The organism is Acetobacterium sp. K1/6 (genome assembly GCF_034438075.1).
GTDB lineage: Bacteria > Bacillota > Clostridia > Eubacteriales > Eubacteriaceae > Acetobacterium > Acetobacterium carbinolicum.
Genome location: NZ_JAXQGA010000004.1, coordinates 194827 through 211832 on the forward strand (window position 1 = coordinate 194827; position 17006 = coordinate 211832).

The following is a 17006-nucleotide window of genomic DNA, read 5'->3' on the forward strand; positions in this document are numbered from 1 at the left end:
CTTAATTCTTAGAAAAATATTTATCTATTGCGGTCTTTGACCGCCCTGACCGGGTTGACCCTGACCACCCTGGCCCGGCCCACCCATGCCGGTCTGGCCATTACTGGTAACCACGCCCGTCAGGGGGATTTCCACCGTCTGGCTGCCACAGGTTAGTGTATAAGTGGAACCCTGGACCAAATCTGGGGTGCTGATCACCACCGATTGATAGGTTTTATCCGGCGTATAGGAAACCACCTTATTGCCACTGGCATCGGTTAACTTTACTTCTGTCCCCGCTGCACAGGATGATGTGAGGTTATAAAGCAATGATGCCTGGGTCGATGTTTCTGAAAATGATTGAGCCATTCCGGTACTACCGGCAATAACCACGGTTCCGCCACTGACATCGGCGCTGCCATTATAATCCAGGGCGCCATTGCCGCTATTGGTGGGGCCACTGACCGTCACCGTGCCACCGGAAATATAGAGATTCCCGTTGCTATCGAGTCCGTCTCCGGCTGCATTAACATCGATAGTGCCGCCGGAAATTGAAACATAGACGTTTGAGTCATTTTGCATCGCAGCACCACCGCCTTTTACACCGGTATCGGTTTCTGCGGCACTGGCACTGGCGCCATTAAGCCCGTCATCCGATGAAGTAATATTAATGGTTCCGTCTTCTACAATAATCGCAGTCCCTTCAATCCCCTCGGTGCTGTTTTTAATGGTAATCGTCCCGCCACAAATGTAGACATAGCCTTTTGTGTTATCATCAGCATTCTTTGAGGTCATCCCCTTGCCTGCTGAAGAATCAATGGTAATGACACCATCTTTTATTTTGACACTGTTTTTACCACTGAACGCATCATCTGCTGAGGTGATATTATAAATACCTCCGCTAATCACCAGATCATCTTTTGACACAATCCCGTGGTTATCACTTGTTGTAATATTTAGGGTTCCTTCGCCATTGATGGTCAAATCTTCTTTGCTGAAAATAACCCCATCAACATTATTTTCATCGGTCTGAACATAGGTACCACTATCGGTTAAGGTATTGACGGTGTTTTCATTCAATGTTACAAATACCTTGTCGGCACTTTTTACATAGATCGGGGCATTGTCTGAACAATTGATGGTCGCGCCACTTAGCACAATCTGAATCTTATCGCTATCGGCCGCTGCCACGACGATCTGCCCGTCCGTCAAATTCCCGGTGACCACATAAGTCCCTTCTTTCGTAATGGTAAGCACGCCATTACTGGCGGTGGCACCGTCACCGGTTACCTGAATGTCACTGCCATCCAGAGTTACAGTAACTGCACTGGTGTCATCATAGGTTGTTTTCTGATCGCGATCAGTAAACTCCGGATCGACAACAATTGTCGATGTGGGTGATACTGCTGCGGTTAAAACTGAGGCGGTTTCTATCACCGCCGCCGCAGTGGTTTCTGCCGGTGCTGTCTCGGAATCCAAACTGCATCCGGCAACCACTACCATGATAAACAATAAAAATGGTATGAAAATCTTTAGTTTTTTCATTAAACATCCTCTCATTTCTCTCTTTTTAAAATATTTTTACGAAGCATTTTTTAAGTCCTTTTTATTCTCAGGCAGTTGAAGAACCTTTAGCATCGCAATGGGAATCTTACAATAATTCTGTGATACCCGTCTCTTTTATTTTAATTATAAGCGGGCAATGTGATGGTTATATGGATAAATGCTGTTTTTTTATTGATATAAGCCGTGTTCTTATTTTAATTGGTTGTTTTTTGTTAATTAAATATTGTAGCATCGTTATTTTATTTTTTTTGCAAAGCCCGCTTGACATTTAATGCAAAGCGAACTATACTAATAGTGCAAAGCATGCTATGCAATTTAGTAGAAGGTGACCAATGAAAACACGAATAAAAGAATTACGAAAAGAGCGAAAACTATCTCAGGAAGAACTGGCACTGGAAGTAGGAACAACCAGACAGACTATTACCTCCATCGAAGTGGGCAAATATACTGCTTCTCTGGTGCTGGCCTACAAAATCGCCCATTTTTTCGGGCTGACCATTGAAGACGTTTTTGACTTTTCAGAACTAAATGAATTTTAGGAGGCAGGATCATGGAAAAATTTAGAACCACGATTAAACGAAGAATTGCAATTTCTTCAGGAATGGCATTTATTGCCATGGTGTTGGGGGTTTTTAGTACTTATTCAATAATTATTACGGACCACTCAAGTGCAACACACTCTGATGGTTTTGTGGCGGGATTCCAGTTTGGTCTGATTGTCAGCATTTTCGGACTGGCGGTCTTTGATATCATCAAGCTGAGTCTGACAATCAATGACGAGACCAAGCTAAGAATATTGTACAACAAGGAGCATGACGAGCGGCTAATCGCAATCCGTAATAAAGCTGGTGCACCAATGATTGTAGTTACTTCTGTCATGATGATTATTGCTGCCATAATTGCCGGGTATTTTAACATTGTCGTTTTTTATACGCTGGTCGTCGCTGTATCTGCTCAACTATTGATCAGCGCCATGGTTAAGCTTTATTGTACGAAAACCATGTAGTGGTGCCTGCTGATGAGAAAACGTATTCTATTTCCAGCTACCGTTATGATCATACTGTTTTGTCTGGGGTTGGTGTTCATTAACTGGATAATCCTACCCCTGCCGGATTGGGCCGTACGCAGCATTGGTTTTATGATGCTAGCCGATCTACCGGTGCTGGTTTATTCCCGAATAAGATTTGTGCAGAACAATCCGTGAAAGAAATGGAGCTCATTAAATGAAAACCAATATGAGAAAAGAACTGAAAATTGGAATCCTGCTATTTGCCATTTTTAATCTTATCAATTTTTTCAGCAAAAATATGCTCCCGGAAATGCCAGCATTGCATTTTATCCTCGGGGGACTGGTGGGACTGGCTCTTTGTCAGATTATTATTGGTATCTTACCTGAGTCTACTTACTTGAAACTAAAAAATTTCAAAACTCCTCAATAAAAGGAACCCTCAACAATGTTGAGGGTTCCTTTTATTGAGAGTGCTATATTTAACGATATTCTTATTCTACTTTAACCACTTTAGACAGCCTCTTCAATCGGGTCCATTTCACAGCAACACGTTCCATTTTGATATTTCTGCATCTTTCGATTTTTCATTTCCCGATAGGCAAACTTGCTGCCTTTTTTACAGCCATCATCTTTTACCATCAATACCGAAATCCCTTCCATCAATAAGGTCATTTCACATTGACGAGGACAGACTTTGCAGAAGAGCTTGATTTCTCTGACGCCATCATCCACTTGTATTCCATCTTTTCCTTCTTTTAAATGTGTGTCGATCATTGATTGGACCTCCAAAACTTTTAGTCTGAAAACGGATCGAATTCGGCATCACTGGCATTGTTGCTTTGAACGCCGTTGATCCCTGGCAGCATTTTTAGTAACTCTATATCTTTTTTGAATTATAACACAAATCGAATAGATTGTTAAATAAATAACCAATGGAAACGTTATCTGTTTTGGAAGCTTAATTTTTTATAAAGACTGCTTTTAAGCAGTAGGGGGGAAAATAGCCTATCGTATGAAACCAAATGGTTACATGCACTGATTTTAATATCTCCTTGTCCGGTTTCGCACAAATATTAACTTAAAGTTCTTTGATTATATCCTGAAAATTATTGTATTTTTAACTATTTATGATTATAATCGAATATAGAGGTGATAAAATGAAAAATAGAGACCTATACCTGAATAAACTAATTCAATTCAGAGACAAGCCACTTATAAAAGTGATAACTGGGATCCGGCGTTGCGGAAAATCCACGCTGTTACATTTATTTGAAAAACACCTGCTTGAAACCGGCATTTCAGCGGATTATATTATTCGCATGAATTTTGAATCCTTTGAGTTTAACGACGTTACCAATTATAAGGAATTACATACGCTCATCCAGAATCGTCTGACCAATAAAGATGAATGTCATTATCTTTTACTGGATGAAATCCAGCAGATTCCGTCTTGGGAAAAGGTGGTCAATTCCTTTTTGGTGGACGCCAATGTTGATATTTATTTAACCGGGTCCAATGCCTATTTATTGTCCTCCGAACTTTCCACCCTGCTATCCGGCCGGTATGTGGAAATTAAGATGCAGCCGCTATCCTTTAAGGAATATCTGGATTTTACCGGAGACAACAAAGAGGCCCTTCCCCAATTGTTCGCAAACTATCTTAGATACGGTGGGCTTCCTACCATCACCGATCTGCTTGATCGGCCGGACACTATCGGCCCTTTTTTAGAAGGAGTCTACAACACGGTTTTAATCAAGGATGTCATTGAGCGAAATAAGATCCGGGATCCGGCTCTGCTCGAAAATATTTTGAAATATATCGCCGCCAACATCGGCAATGTTGTGTCAACTAAGAAAATCAGTGATTACTTGACCAGCAGCGGCCGGAAGGTAACCACTGAAACCATTGACAACTACTTGAAAATGCTGGAAAATGCCTTTATTATTTATAAAGCCAATCGATATGACCTCAAAGGCAAGCTTTTTCTCAAAACTCTGGAGAAATACTATCTGGTGGATATGGGCCTGCGTAACCAGCTAACTGGCCTGTATAATACTGATTATGGACATGTCCTGGAAAACATCGTTTATCTGGAGCTTTTACGGCGAGGTTATGCTGTAACGATTGGAAAAATCGGAACCTTAGAAGTCGATTTTGTCGCAACAAAATCTGATGAAAAAAATTATTATCAGGTTTCGGCTACCATTCTGGATGAAACGACCAGGCAGCGGGAATTGCGACCCCTGGAAGCTATTTCCGATAACTATCCTAAATTTATTCTTACCATGGATAACCCTGTTTTTAATGACTATTCCGGAATTAAAATTGTCAATATCCTTGATTTTCTACTAACATAATACTATTTGCACCCTAAAAATCCTCCTTATTTCAGTGCTTTTCAACTGAAAGCAAGGGGGATTTTGAAGTTTTTTGTTGCTTTATTCTTTACACAATCATCCGACATGTAACGGATGTATCCAGCTATGTTAAATGTATTGTTTTAGCTTGACAAATAGTCGCTAAAAATTTACAGTTAGGTTAACTATACTAAATTAACCCTGTTGTCTATCAAAACGCATCGATGTTCACCCTGACCACATGTCACTTAGCACCTCTGTCAGACGCGAAATCTTATCATAATAATTAATCACTATGTTTTAGCGTCCATCAAACATAGGTTTAAACAGGATACAAGGAGAATCGATATGGGTTTTAGCCCTAAAAATGATCCACCAGAAAAAAATCTGAAATGATTCCTAAAATTTGGGAAGAAAAGCAGGATCATATTCAAAAACTTTTTCGACAACACCATGATAAGAAGAGCCCGGAGCCCGAGGATAATACGCAGGTTTTTGTCGACTCCCAGCGAAGCAACTGGAACGTTACAGATCGATTTCAAGCCTTGATCGAAGAATCTGAAACAGTCTATGAAATAATTAGCCCGGAGGGCATTATCACGTTTATCAGTGATGCCGCAACCAAGGTCGTCCACTATCAGCCGGACAAATTAATTGGCGAGAAAATATTTAAATTCTACCAAGATGAGGACCTGACGAAATTAAAGGGCATGATCAGCTACGTACTGGCAAATCCTGGTGCCAAAACCCAAAATATATTAACCTATAAAAAAAAGACTGGTGAACGGGTTCATTTGGAAGTCAACATGCAAAACTTAATAAGCCATCCCGCCATTGAAGGAATTATCCTGAGTTTTACCAATGCTACAACACGTGTCAAAGCAGAAAAAAAACTCAATTATACAATTACCCATGACGAGCTGACTGGCCTGCCCAATCGACTCCATTTCAAAACACTTCTCGCTGAGCAGTATGCACTTTCCCAAAAAAACGGCATCTCATTAGCCGTATTGATGCTCGATTTTGAGCGGATTAAATATATCAGTGACGCTTTGGGCACTCAATTTGGCGATCAGATGATCATGAAAATAATGATCCGGCTCAAAGCATTCCTTAAAAAAAATCAAATAATTGGACGTTATTCCGAAAACCAGTTCGGTATTATTGCCAGAAACCTCGCTAGTCGAGAAGCCTACGCGACCATGGCTCGTGAAATCACCGCTTTATTTTTACAGCCGTTCAAAGCTGCTAATTATGAATTTGAAATCGCCATGAGTATGGGAATCAGTCTTTACACTGAGGATGCCAAAGGCAAGGATCCCGATGATCTGGCCGATGAAAGCGGTGAGTTCCTGATTAAACAAGCCAATATTGCCCTGCTTTGGGCAAAAAAAGAGGGGCCGAACAAGTTTAAATTCTATTGCACGGATTTCAGCATTCAAAATTATAAACAATTCGAATTGCGTAGCGATTTTATTAAGGCGATTTACCAGAGTCAGTTTGAAATATTTTATCAACCGATAGTCACCCTGAAAGAGACAAAAATCCTGGTTGCCGAAGCTTTGATCCGGTGGAATCATCCCGTCTGGGGACTGGTTTCTCCCGACGAGTTCATTTATCTGTCAGAAGAAACAGGAAGTATCATTGAAATGGAAAAATGGATGCTTAATGAAGTTTGTCAAAGCTGTAATAAAACCTTAAACGAAGGGTTTCCCAAGCAAAATGTGATGGTTAATTTTTCCAGCATTCAGTTCTACGAAAAAAGCTTTGCCCTAACGATAAAAGAAATTCTCACAAAATTTTCTCTGGATCCGAAGTTTTTAATTGTCAAGGTTACTGAAGATCTTTTGCTTGATGACTCGGAAAATATCCGAAACAATTTAAAAGAACTTCGGTCAATGGGTATTAAAATAGCTCTTAATGATCCCAACTTCAGCTTTATCGGTTTACAGAACTTTAATATCGATATCCTTATCCTGGACGGATCCTTTTTAAATAACGTCCTGACCGTCACAGCAAGTGCATCAATTGTGCAGAGCATTATTGAACTTACCCGGCAACTGAATATCAAACTGGTCGCAGTCGGAATTGACAACTGGGAACAAAAAGCCTTTCTGGAAAAACTCAATTGCTATGCCGGACAGGGCGATTTCTATTCAAAACCCTTACCTAAAGATGAATCTAAAACAATTCTAAAAACTGGGATCAGTGATCCCGAACCTCTTCTTCCCCAAAATACTTATGCTCCGCTCGTTAACGAGCGCGATGAACTAACAAAGATTCTTTTTGAAATTCAGACCATTGTAAAAAGAAATACAATTTTTGAGGACAGCAGTTTTACCTTCGATTCACCCTCAGTTTATTTTAAAGGGCTGGCCAACCAATAGCTGCTGTTGATAGCAATTATTTCCTCGATTTATTATGGCTTGCTGATGCTTTATTTTTAAACAATCACGCGAACCTCAAATTTTTCCTGACATGTCGGACATTTCACAGTGTGTTTTCCCCGCTTAATCGGGAGTTGCAACGTCTTTTTACAATGGGGACACTTCCGGTAACGGTATCTGCCGATCCCTTTAATTCTTCGCACCAAGATTCTGGTTGCTTTTTTTACCGGGTTCCAGAGCCTCATGAATTTTTCATTTTCCATTCGCCGTCTGCTGATATTTCGGGAAAAACTTCGCAGCAGTACCAAGAGAATTAAACCGTCTGAAAAAATCGTCAAAACTAGCGAATCAACCTTCAAATTGATCATCATCGCTCCCAAGCCCATAAACAACCCTAAATAATAGAGCTGATCAATCCCATAGCGGCCGGTCATGAAGCGGACCAGCTTATTTTTCAAACTTTCCATTTATCGTCTCCTAATTAATTTAATCACAGGTTCTAAAATATTAAGCCTAAAAACGAAAGCAAAAATTGGATGGCGTAAAAGCCAATAAACAGCTTAACAATAGTTCCCAAAGGAGAAAAATTTGATGATCGCCGACCAGAAAACCAGCTGCGTTTGCCACTTAATTGACTCAACAGGTTCTGATATTTTTCATTGCCCGGTTCCATCTCAACAGCCATTTTGGCATGCTCAACGGCAATATCCCGGTAACCCAGGCCATAGTTTGCAATGGCACTGTAGAAATGCCATTGGGCACTTCGATCTGACAGATGATTGAGGATATTAATTGCCTCTTCATAATTTCCCATATTGATATGGTTTGCTGCTGCTTCAAAACTATAGGTCTGCCGCTGGCTCGAATATGCCCCAAAAATCCACGCAAAGGGATCAAAACCTTCAAAGGGGTCTGCCTGGCCGCTACGACCATCACTACTTGCATAGCGATAGGTATACGTTCTGGTCTGTCCCGAATTGCCTTGTGAAAACGGACTGGCCGTGCCATGGGCATTGCCATAAGCGAGATTGGCTTTACCGCTTTTGATCAAATCATAGGCAGCATTGACCTCGCTCATTTTTCGGGCGGCTTCCTGATCCCCCGGATTCAAATCCGGATGATATTGCTTCGCCAGTTTTTTATATGCTTTTGAGACGTCCTCATCACTGGCATCATGAGGGACACCTAAAACTTGATAGGGATCCAAATTCATTATGATTCCACCTTATCTGCAAATTTATTTTAAAATCAATTGTGGAATGATTGTACCGCTAAATGTTTAGGTTTTGTTTAAATAACGTTAAAAATAATATTGTTTTCTTTTGATTCAACTATCATTTACGAAAAATGATTGACTAAACGAGGTCATTGCATTAAAATAAAACCGACGGTCGGTTTTATTTTGAAAGGAGGAAACAATGTCTAAATGGGAAACAAAAGAAAAGCGAATCGATGATATTGTCAATAGCGCTGTCGAAATTTTTCTTGAGAAGGGTTACGAAGGTGCATCCATGGAGGCGATTGCAAAAAGAGCACAGATCAGTAAAGGCGGTTTATATCATCACTTTAGCAGCAAAGATGAAATCTTATATTTTGCAAACGAAAAATTAAACGAACCGATTTATGAATATGTCCGCATCGCTGCGGAAAATCCAGACGCCGTTGAGGGGATCCGCTTTTACATCCAGAGCTATGTCAGTTACTGGTTGACGCACAAGAAGGAGCTGACTTTTTTCTTTCTAACTATGGTTAAAGCCCTTTCGTCTCCAGAAATGTGGCAAGTCTATGAGGATTACTATGATAATATGACCAACTTTATCAAAACGCTCTACGACAGAAGCGTCAGCAGCGGTCAGTTTAGCAAACACAATACCCGTGCAAGTGCAATAACCCTTGTCTCCGCACTTGATGGTGTATTATCTTCTCTGGTAATGAGTAAGAATACAAATTCAGATACCATTATCGAAGATTTTGAGGACCGGTTTATCACTTCTGTTTTAGACCAAAAGGTTTTAGAATCCACACAAGAGGAGCACTATTAAAATGAAAAGAATCGGGATTTTCTACTTTTCAGGTACTGGCAATACTGAAATTATCGCCAGACTGTTATCGGCATCCTATCAACGAAAGCACATCAAAGTTGAATTATTCAGGATTGAGGATATTGTAAATCATAAAACACCGTTGATCACTAATGAATTTGATATGATTGGTGTCGGTCATCCGGTCTTAGGATTCGGTGCTTCCAGCATTACTGAGCAGTTTGCCAAGATCTTGCCCCCTTGTTCGGGAAAGAAGGCCTTCATATTCAAAACTGCCTCTTCTGCACATTACATTAACCATGGTGCATCCGATTCGATCATTCATACAATGGAAGAAAAAGGCTATCTGGTATTTCATAATTCCATCTTGGCCATGCCCTGTAACTGGTTTATAAAATATGACGATCAACTAAATAAACAATTATATGGCGCCGCTGTAAAAAAAGTTGATAAAATAGTCACCGACACCATCAATGAACAGGCGCAGCAATTAAAAATCAATGGGATTCTTAGTAAATTTCTTCGAATTCTCTACTATGGTGAAGAACATTATGGGGCAAAATATTTTGCGAGAGGTCTTTCAACATCTGATAACTGTAACCTCTGCAACAAATGTATCCGTAATTGTCCGACAAATAACATTCTCGAAACTGCGGGTCAAATCCGTTTTGGCTCCCATTGCATTTGGTGTATGCGCTGTATTTACGGATGTCCTACTCACGCCATACAAGCAAGAAATCTGACCGGCTGTGTTGTCGACCCCTACACCGGCGGGTTTAATATTGATAGCATCTTAAATAACCCAGAGATCAATGGTAACTTTGTAACCGAAAAATCAAAGGGTTATTACAAGCATTTTATCGCGTATTTTAAAGAAGCTGAGTAACTTCTACTGATCCGATTTATCTCTTCTGTGATAAAATCCCAATGGTGGACCGCCCGGGCAGCACAAAATAATTATCCCCCAGAGTCACCCCGATTTTGGCGGTTTCGCCGGCAAACAGGTCAAAAAGACGTTTCTGTTCCACGGTTGACCATTCTTCGCCGTTTCCGGGAACATAATCCTTTACCGACTGCCAGCCTGACACCTCTTTGACCGCATCCGCCACGAACACCTTGCCGGTATTAACTAGCAGATTCATCACTTCATCAATCATAAAGAGATCCATAGAATCCTTCAGGGTTTTGGCATAATCATCCAGCTCGGTACCCACGGTAACAATGTAGGGAAAGACCGGGTCTCCCTGATTGACATAACCTCGCAACAGCTCGCTTTCAAAGACTACACCATTGACCTTTACCCATGCATCAGTTTTTTCGGTAATCTGAGCTTCAAAATAAATGACTTTGGGTATGGCAATCTTTTGAACCATTTCATAGATGGGTTCTAGAATATCCAACATCGCTTCATTTCCTCTTAAGTGCAGTTCATTATCCAAGGTTTCCATGTCATAGGAAAAAGGATACTTTTTTAAAATTTTATCGTCCATTTTACGTCTCCTTTGTTGTAGTTTTCTTTTATATACCCATTTATATGATGGTGCCGTCACTAAATTTTGTATCTAAAGCAAATATCTCTCGTTAAACTATAATTGTTCAACCCGATTTCGACCCCGTTTTTTTGCCAGATAAAGGGCATCATCGGCCCGCTTGATGAGGGTTTCAATGGTATCCTGTGGCTCAAATTGCGCAACCCCAAAACTCATGGTAACCTGATGAGGTGCTAATCTGGAGAAATCTTCGATTGCCAGCCGGAGTTTTTCCGCCAGAAAAACAGCACCGCCAATCTGCGTATTCAAACAAATAATCATAAATTCTTCACCACCCCAGCGCCCACAAATATCCGTTTCTCGGATCGTTTCACCCATTATTTGGGTGATTTCTTTTAAAACTCTATCCCCGTACAGGTGCCCGTAGTTATCATTGATCTGTTTAAAAAAGTCAATATCACCAATTAGGATGGCAAAATCTTTGCCGGTTTTTCGATAATTGCTGATTTCTAAAAATAGAATCTCATCCAGTTTAATCCGATTGTAGATCCCGGTAAGACTATCGGTGATAGATAAGATGGCCAATTCGTGATTTTTTCGCTCTAAATTTTTTAGTGCTTCTTGCATACTGAGTTCATAATAGCTGATTATCAGAATCATGCCCAGATATGAAAAGCCAAGATTAAGTAGGCCAACATTAGTAAAACCCTGGGTTTCCCAATTCGCATAATTTAAGAAGATAAATATTAAAACCATTAGGGAAAAACTAAATGTAAAAATTCGGCCGCCCTTTCTTCCTAGCAAAAAATAAGCAGTAATGGGAACGACGACTATCCAAACAAGTACATAGTGATTAAATCCCACAAACCAGAATAAACTAAGCAGAACAAAAATTTCAATAGCTACTATTAAGACCGCCGTAAAAAAGACAAAATGCCGTTTGTGAAAATCATAAAGCGCAAAAAATGCCAACACACCGCCAATTAAATTACTGACCATCACTGGATAAAGCTCGATGGCATAGGCAACAAAGGAAAAAACGAATAGCACAAAAATAGCGATTGGCAGGACACAATTAATCATCCGTACCCGCCGAAACTGAAGATCCTCGGAAGTGAATCTAAAATCGTTGGTAAGATATTTATTAAATAACTTTGAAAACATCTGTATCACCCCATTAATAAAACGCTTTGCTCGAATTTTAATCAGACCTCACCGTCTCATTATTATATGCATTTTCAAACTAAAAAGAAACCCTTATTTAGATCCACCCCTTACCAGGCACACCCAAAAAATCTCCATACTTTTACTGTATGGAGAAATAAATCGTTATAATAGATTGTTAAAAAGCCGGTTCAAAGCGGGCAGATTTTTCTTCCGCTTTGAACCGGCTTAGCTGGTGTTGGATGAGACTAGATTTTGTTAATGGTGTTAACCGGATAGGCTTCAATATACCCGCGATAGCCCATCGGCACCAGCTGGAATCTCGGTGCTGCTTCCGGTGCCCATTGATAGCCATAAACCGTTGGATCAAACCGCTTAACATGCTCCCAGATTGCATCAATTTCGGCCATAAAATCGGTATCGTCATAGGGTTCGCCCTGAAATACCATCATCGTGCAGGGAGGCAATTCAATCAGCTCACAACCTTCCGGAACGACATTGGCATAATCCAGCGGAACCTCCACTCCCTGGACATACTGGGACGTACCTTCTAAAATGAGATGCTTGGGCAACCACATCCCGATGGGCTCGTATAGTGCTTCTTTCACACTGGTGAGCACCGACCAAATCTCGCAGCCAACTTCTTCACAATAGGCAAAATATTCAGTTGCTTTGACACCACGTTTTAAAAGAAGCTTCCGGGCCGGTCGTTCAATTACCTGGACAAACACGGTTCTGGAATTTTGTTTCTCATTCATTTGTTTCTCACTCATTTTTTTCTCTCCTTTATGCATAGACTGGTAGGCATCGAAAACTTTCTGAGGTATAAACAATCGAATTGGCGGTGTCTGTCGACCATATTTGCTGGGGGCCATCCCAAATTGACGGGAGAATGCCCGGGTAAAGCCTTCATGGGAATCGAAGACAAAATCCATGGCTACATCTACAATCTTCATCTCCCCATCCCGAAGCAAAAGTGCCGCCTCTGTGAGCCTTAACGCCCGAATATAATCAAATGGTGCTTTCCCGACCACTTCTTTAAACAGCCTGGCCGCATGCCATGGCGAATATCCGGCCGCATTAGCCAGTTCTTTCAAGGTGATCTTCCGGGTGAGATTGATTTCGATATAGTCCTGCATCCGCTGCACGGCCTGAAAAATCTGTACCTCTTCCATTTTTCTCACCTCCCCTGTCTTTATTTTAGACCAACAAGGATCAAATTGCTTGACTGCCCTTGCTAAAAGCACTCATTTCCAGAACCTTATTTAGAGGGCTTACTGTTTTATAGCGTTTGATATAATCTTTCAGGCTGTTATATTTCGCTCTTTTTTTGCTTGTTTTTCGCTTTCATCTGATTCTCTACCACTCTAAAAACGACGATTTTTCGGATCAGATCAAAAGGCATTGGTTCATTAAGTGGAAATTGAACCGAACCTTTGGCGCCCTTATATATTGACAATTCTTTCTTGAATTTTTCGATGCCTGAGGGTGCAGGATAAAAGCCGATATGGTTTTTATGGGCAGCAAAATGAACCAGATTGCCATCCAGAAAGAATGTCGGCATTTGATAACTAATCTTTTCATCGGCTTCAGGCACTACTTCTCTAATCACCTGCCGGATTTGCTGAAGAATCACCTGGACGTCCGCCGGGAATTGGCGGATATACGCATCAACTGGGTTACCGTCTTCAATTTTAGTCATTTTAATTCCTTTCAACTATATCTCCTTCCCTAGACCATTCTCCGGGCTACTGTTCTTCAAACCAGAGTTTTCTAAAAGAATTTTAGAATCTCATCAGCCGATTTACGAGGAGGCATTTTAGCTTCCTGGGCTGCATAACCCACCGCAATCATCGCTTTAACCGATCGCCTTCATCGATCTTTTTAGATACGTCGTATTTCCGCATACTCCGTCTTTTAACAATCACATTTTTAAATTCCATAATAACTCCCATTTTCCTTGATACCTTATTATACTCCTATTATGAAACCGTGCATTAAACTTTTAACCTTTACGTGGATATAAACACTATTTCCAGATTATTCTGAAACTTTAGTCAATCTTATTAAAATCAATCGCCTATTTCAGCCCTTAAAAACCACCGCCAATATTTAATCAAAACTGTTATTTAGTCGCCAAATGGGTATCAACGTACTGAAAGAAAAAGGAGGTGTTTTTCGATGACAAAGACAAGAATCAGGCGACTCATTTTACTGTTAGTTTTGCTGGTTTTTTCGTCAGTTTTTATGGCTGGCTGTGGTCAACAAAGCACTCAAGACGCTGATGGTGGTTCCGAAACGGGTGATCGTTCCGAAGCGGTTGATAGCACTGCTACCCTGGATAAAATTTATGCGTTCTATGACAAGGTTCAGCTCGGCCAGACAAAAGCGGAGGTGGATACTGCCTTGGGCGTAACAGCTAAAGAACCCATGACTGATGTATTCCAGTATACTGACGCAAATGGAAATGGTGTTATGATTGGTCTGAGCTCTGTTTTTTCACAAGATGGAAGTTCAAAAGTTGTTTTTAATAAAAGTGTCGAGGGTTTGGAAGCTTACCTCATCACACTGCCGGATGACAAACGAGTCACTGACGAACAGGCACAAAGTATTACTCAAGGGATGACCTATGAGGAAACTAAAGCGAAACTCGGAGGAGATGGTTATGAATTATCTTCAACTCAGGGCTTTGAAGGCAAACCGGAAATTGATCGAGTTTGGATGAAAAAAGGGATATCCATGATAACCGTTAAATTCTCCGGCCCGGATGGAACGGATGTCGCTAAAACAATTGTTGATTTTTAAAAGTCTCGAATTGTTAAATGCCCTCAAAAGGTGAAGATTTAATACCGCCTATAAAAAGGTCGGTGAAATGACAGACATTTCACCGACTTTTAGACTTTTTGAAATTATCTGGTTACACTTCTTTTGGGGAAGCCACATCCGCAAGAAGATCAAGCAAACTAACTTGCTTCTCTCCCTGAATCAATTCTTTTTTTAGGACAACCCGATTTTCCGTGCTAATTTTTATCGCGGTTTTTGTGGAATACAGAAAGTCTGTTGCCTGGTCTGCTGGAATCACCACTGGCATTCGGTTGTGAATCGGTGCGATCAATTCGACTGGGGGCTTAGTCATAATCATAAACTCATCGAAACCTTTTGTTTGTTGATGGAAAAAGCCGCCCAGATAAATCAGCTCCTCGGTACCGGTAAAGCGGAATTTTTCTTTTTTCTCATTCCATTCATAAAAACCCATCGCTGGAATCAAGCAACGGCGGTTCATAAAATCATCGCGGAAAAGGGGTTTTTCCAGCACCGTTTCCGAGCGGGCATTAATCAAGAGGGTCTTTTTCTCAAAATGCCGCGTGTACCCCCATTTTTTTAACACCAGATCCATGCCCTGATGATCCTTCCGAGGGATGTAAACCGGCGCCAGATCAGTTGGATGGATATCCCCTTTTTTTATCACGGTATGATATTTTTTATTCACTTCTTCAACGATTGCCTTGATCGCTCTTTCCTCTTTATCGGAATATAAAATATAACGTCCACACATTTTTTTCTCCTGCCAGAAGGCCCCTTTAAAAATCAACGACCACACATTTTTTTCTGCTATTCCCATTAGGCTTATCAAGCCCATGTAACACATACTCACATCTTTACTTCCCCCTATTTTCACTTTTTATTGCACTCGCTAATTTTTAACGCGCTTCTTCCATTGCCATTAGGATGATCTCATCGATGGTGTATCCGGCCATGCTTTTAAAGTTCGAATACTTCCGTTTCAGTTTTTTATAAAGCTTTCTCGTATAGGTCATTCTAAACGGCAGATACGGTTCAATGGCTTTTATATACTCTTTACTATAAAAATCCTGGTTTTGTGAAATCGCTTCAAATATTAATAGCGTCAGGTTTTTCTGTAAGAAGGATTTCATTTTACGGGATTTTTCATGATCCAGTTGCTCATATGAATCTGTCATTATCATATTAGAAAAATCAAACAAGGCATTGGTTAGCCGATCTAACGGCCACTTTCCCAACGTCACCGAAAAAATAGTCATGTGTTCATTTTCCAGATCCTCTTTGGCATCTTGTAAATCATCACATAATTGAAGCAGTATGCCATAGGCAAAGGCAAAATCCACCTCACCATCAGAAAGTTTGCCCTTCACTAAATAGGCATCTGCCAGGACCGAAGCCCCGCCTTTTTGCGCACTTATTCCTAAGACGTCTTTTTCATAAGGGGACGTCATCTCATCATGCTGCATCAGACTATTACATTGTGCGTCGTGAATAGATAAGAGACTTTCATATAATTCTTTAAAATCTGTCCGACTATATTGGCTTTCAATCATCCCAACAAAATCAAATAAGGCCGCTTCGTAGTCGTCATTCGCATCTATTTGCTCACCTTCTAACCGGCGTCTAAAGCGTTTATTGATCTGTTGTTTATCTTCAAAGGATACTTCCGGGTCGTCTAAATAATTATCAGTATACGGGTAAAGCATGCTATAAGCAAAAATAGAAGGGGTATACTCAACCTCAACCGCAAACAAAACCTGGAGCAGATTCATGATCCAGACATTTCTGAGGGCTTGCAGCATGTTTTTTAATTCCATCTCAGCATTAAACCCTTTGACACTGCAAATAAAGCGATTCGTTACACTTGGAAGGGCTTTTGCAAAATCTTGATCAACCTCATCTTCGGTAAAGCCTGACTGTTCTCCAAGATTTTTTATCAGTGTCCATAAGGCATTTTTCCAGTCCGTTAGTAGATCTTTATTCTTAGGACATTGCTTTAAATGCGAAAAAAGGTTATTGATAAACTGGTTCAACTCCTTTTCCCGTTTTATTTTTTCTTTGAGGCTGATTTTTTCACCCAAAACAGGAAAACACTTGTCCGTTTTCCACCACCATTTGATATATTTACCCTTAAGTTGCTCAATCATTTCCTGCACAATAAAATTATTCAAAATTCCTCCCTACTTAAATCCAACAATTTGATTATGTTA

At 40.5% G+C, this 17006-nt stretch carries 19 protein-coding genes; 9 read left to right on the forward strand and 10 right to left on the reverse strand.

From position 1 onward, the window contains the following. Positions 1 to 24 precede the first annotated feature (24 nt). Complete coding sequence (locus U2P91_RS05180) at positions 25 to 1524, reverse strand: carbohydrate-binding domain-containing protein (RefSeq protein ID WP_322519196.1); 1500 nt, start codon at positions 1522 to 1524, stop codon at positions 25 to 27. A gap of 353 nt (positions 1525 to 1877) precedes the next feature. Here U2P91_RS05180 and U2P91_RS05185 point away from each other — a divergent pair, with 353 nt between their 5' ends. From U2P91_RS05185 to U2P91_RS05200, 4 genes are read left to right on the forward strand one after another with little or no spacing between them, the layout of a single operon-like run. After that, positions 1878 to 2084 (forward strand): helix-turn-helix transcriptional regulator, encoded by a 207-nt coding sequence (locus U2P91_RS05185; protein ID WP_111888426.1) that lies wholly within the window; start codon positions 1878 to 1880, stop codon positions 2082 to 2084. An 11-nt stretch (positions 2085 to 2095) separates the two neighbouring features. Then, positions 2096 to 2551, forward strand: coding sequence for a hypothetical protein (locus tag U2P91_RS05190; protein WP_111888427.1), 456 nt, complete (start codon positions 2096 to 2098; stop codon positions 2549 to 2551). Between the two features lie 12 nt (positions 2552 to 2563). After that, a complete protein-coding gene (locus tag U2P91_RS05195) occupies positions 2564 to 2749 on the forward strand; it encodes a hypothetical protein (protein ID WP_322519197.1) in 186 nt (61 codons plus the stop codon). Between the two features lie 19 nt (positions 2750 to 2768). After that, entirely contained in the window at positions 2769 to 2984 is a 216-nt protein-coding gene (locus U2P91_RS05200) for a hypothetical protein (protein WP_322519198.1), read from the forward strand. An 80-nt stretch (positions 2985 to 3064) separates the two neighbouring features. On the opposite strand, the gene U2P91_RS05205 is transcribed toward U2P91_RS05200, so the two are convergent. Beyond that, entirely contained in the window at positions 3065 to 3328 is a 264-nt protein-coding gene (locus U2P91_RS05205) for a hypothetical protein (RefSeq protein ID WP_322519199.1), read from the reverse strand. Between the two features lie 383 nt (positions 3329 to 3711). Between U2P91_RS05205 and U2P91_RS05210 the strand changes: the two genes are divergently transcribed. Continuing rightward, positions 3712 to 4911: an ATP-binding protein gene (locus U2P91_RS05210; protein ID WP_322519200.1), complete on the forward strand. Its 1200-nt coding sequence runs from the start codon at positions 3712 to 3714 to the stop codon at positions 4909 to 4911. Positions 4912 to 5303: 392 nt separating this feature from the next. Continuing rightward, positions 5304 to 7298: an EAL domain-containing protein gene (locus U2P91_RS05215; protein WP_322519201.1), complete on the forward strand. Its 1995-nt coding sequence runs from the start codon at positions 5304 to 5306 to the stop codon at positions 7296 to 7298. Between the two features lie 56 nt (positions 7299 to 7354). Here U2P91_RS05215 and U2P91_RS05220 read toward each other — a convergent pair whose 3' ends face one another. Together U2P91_RS05220 and U2P91_RS05225 are read right to left on the reverse strand one after the other, a co-directional pair. Then, positions 7355 to 7765, reverse strand: a complete 411-nt coding sequence (locus U2P91_RS05220; RefSeq protein ID WP_111888432.1) for a hypothetical protein — start codon at positions 7763 to 7765, stop codon at positions 7355 to 7357. Positions 7766 to 7797: 32 nt separating this feature from the next. Then, complete coding sequence (locus tag U2P91_RS05225; protein WP_322519202.1) at positions 7798 to 8511, reverse strand: J domain-containing protein; 714 nt, start codon at positions 8509 to 8511, stop codon at positions 7798 to 7800. A gap of 205 nt (positions 8512 to 8716) precedes the next feature. Here U2P91_RS05225 and U2P91_RS05230 point away from each other — a divergent pair, with 205 nt between their 5' ends. Continuing rightward, positions 8717 to 9340, forward strand: coding sequence for a TetR/AcrR family transcriptional regulator (locus U2P91_RS05230; RefSeq protein ID WP_111888434.1), 624 nt, complete (start codon positions 8717 to 8719; stop codon positions 9338 to 9340). 1 nt (position 9341) lies between these two features. Then, on the forward strand, positions 9342 to 10226 hold the full coding sequence (locus tag U2P91_RS05235) for an EFR1 family ferrodoxin (RefSeq protein ID WP_322519203.1): 885 nt from the start codon (positions 9342 to 9344) through the stop codon (positions 10224 to 10226). 16 nt (positions 10227 to 10242) lie between these two features. On the opposite strand, the gene U2P91_RS05240 is transcribed toward U2P91_RS05235, so the two are convergent. From U2P91_RS05240 to U2P91_RS05255, 4 genes are all read right to left on the reverse strand, one after another. Beyond that, positions 10243 to 10830: a hypothetical protein gene (locus U2P91_RS05240; RefSeq protein ID WP_322519204.1), complete on the reverse strand. Its 588-nt coding sequence runs from the start codon at positions 10828 to 10830 to the stop codon at positions 10243 to 10245. 96 nt (positions 10831 to 10926) lie between these two features. Continuing rightward, complete coding sequence (locus U2P91_RS05245; RefSeq protein ID WP_322519205.1) at positions 10927 to 11994, reverse strand: GGDEF domain-containing protein; 1068 nt, start codon at positions 11992 to 11994, stop codon at positions 10927 to 10929. A 248-nt stretch (positions 11995 to 12242) separates the two neighbouring features. Next, positions 12243 to 13169, reverse strand: a complete 927-nt coding sequence (locus U2P91_RS05250; protein ID WP_322519206.1) for a helix-turn-helix transcriptional regulator — start codon at positions 13167 to 13169, stop codon at positions 12243 to 12245. Positions 13170 to 13306: 137 nt separating this feature from the next. Then, on the reverse strand, positions 13307 to 13696 hold the full coding sequence (locus U2P91_RS05255) for an iron chaperone (protein ID WP_322519240.1): 390 nt from the start codon (positions 13694 to 13696) through the stop codon (positions 13307 to 13309). Positions 13697 to 14175: 479 nt separating this feature from the next. Here U2P91_RS05255 and U2P91_RS05260 point away from each other — a divergent pair, with 479 nt between their 5' ends. Continuing rightward, positions 14176 to 14799 carry a hypothetical protein gene (locus tag U2P91_RS05260; protein WP_322519207.1) on the forward strand — a complete coding sequence of 208 codons (624 nt, stop codon included), beginning with the start codon at positions 14176 to 14178 and terminating at the stop codon, positions 14797 to 14799. Between the two features lie 112 nt (positions 14800 to 14911). Here the strand turns inward: U2P91_RS05260 and U2P91_RS05265 are convergent, their stop codons facing one another. Together U2P91_RS05265 and U2P91_RS05270 are read right to left on the reverse strand one after the other, a co-directional pair. Further along, positions 14912 to 15550: an SOS response-associated peptidase gene (locus U2P91_RS05265; RefSeq protein WP_111888439.1), complete on the reverse strand. Its 639-nt coding sequence runs from the start codon at positions 15548 to 15550 to the stop codon at positions 14912 to 14914. Positions 15551 to 15695: 145 nt separating this feature from the next. Further along, complete coding sequence (locus tag U2P91_RS05270) at positions 15696 to 16967, reverse strand: hypothetical protein (RefSeq protein WP_322519208.1); 1272 nt, start codon at positions 16965 to 16967, stop codon at positions 15696 to 15698. Positions 16968 to 17006: the final 39 nt, after the last annotated feature.

Coding starts and splice junctions, on each gene's coding strand:
- U2P91_RS05255 (WP_322519240.1), bottom strand. CDS start 13,696: ATGACTAAAATTGAAGACGGTAACCCAGTTGATGCGTATATCCGCCAA.
- U2P91_RS05230 (WP_111888434.1), top strand. CDS start 8,717: ATGTCTAAATGGGAAACAAAAGAAAAGCGAATCGATGATATTGTCAAT.
- U2P91_RS05220 (WP_111888432.1), bottom strand. CDS start 7,765: ATGGAAAGTTTGAAAAATAAGCTGGTCCGCTTCATGACCGGCCGCTAT.
- U2P91_RS05250 (WP_322519206.1), bottom strand. CDS start 13,169: ATGGAAGAGGTACAGATTTTTCAGGCCGTGCAGCGGATGCAGGACTAT.
- U2P91_RS05245 (WP_322519205.1), bottom strand. CDS start 11,994: ATGTTTTCAAAGTTATTTAATAAATATCTTACCAACGATTTTAGATTC.
- U2P91_RS05185 (WP_111888426.1), top strand. CDS start 1,878: ATGAAAACACGAATAAAAGAATTACGAAAAGAGCGAAAACTATCTCAG.
- U2P91_RS05235 (WP_322519203.1), top strand. CDS start 9,342: ATGAAAAGAATCGGGATTTTCTACTTTTCAGGTACTGGCAATACTGAA.
- U2P91_RS05180 (WP_322519196.1), bottom strand. CDS start 1,524: ATGAAAAAACTAAAGATTTTCATACCATTTTTATTGTTTATCATGGTA.
- U2P91_RS05260 (WP_322519207.1), top strand. CDS start 14,176: ATGACAAAGACAAGAATCAGGCGACTCATTTTACTGTTAGTTTTGCTG.
- U2P91_RS05210 (WP_322519200.1), top strand. CDS start 3,712: ATGAAAAATAGAGACCTATACCTGAATAAACTAATTCAATTCAGAGAC.
- U2P91_RS05240 (WP_322519204.1), bottom strand. CDS start 10,830: ATGGACGATAAAATTTTAAAAAAGTATCCTTTTTCCTATGACATGGAA.
- U2P91_RS05195 (WP_322519197.1), top strand. CDS start 2,564: ATGAGAAAACGTATTCTATTTCCAGCTACCGTTATGATCATACTGTTT.
- U2P91_RS05215 (WP_322519201.1), top strand. CDS start 5,304: ATGATTCCTAAAATTTGGGAAGAAAAGCAGGATCATATTCAAAAACTT.
- U2P91_RS05265 (WP_111888439.1), bottom strand. CDS start 15,550: ATGTGTGGACGTTATATTTTATATTCCGATAAAGAGGAAAGAGCGATC.
- U2P91_RS05205 (WP_322519199.1), bottom strand. CDS start 3,328: ATGATCGACACACATTTAAAAGAAGGAAAAGATGGAATACAAGTGGAT.
- U2P91_RS05190 (WP_111888427.1), top strand. CDS start 2,096: ATGGAAAAATTTAGAACCACGATTAAACGAAGAATTGCAATTTCTTCA.
- U2P91_RS05200 (WP_322519198.1), top strand. CDS start 2,769: ATGAAAACCAATATGAGAAAAGAACTGAAAATTGGAATCCTGCTATTT.
- U2P91_RS05225 (WP_322519202.1), bottom strand. CDS start 8,511: ATGAATTTGGATCCCTATCAAGTTTTAGGTGTCCCTCATGATGCCAGT.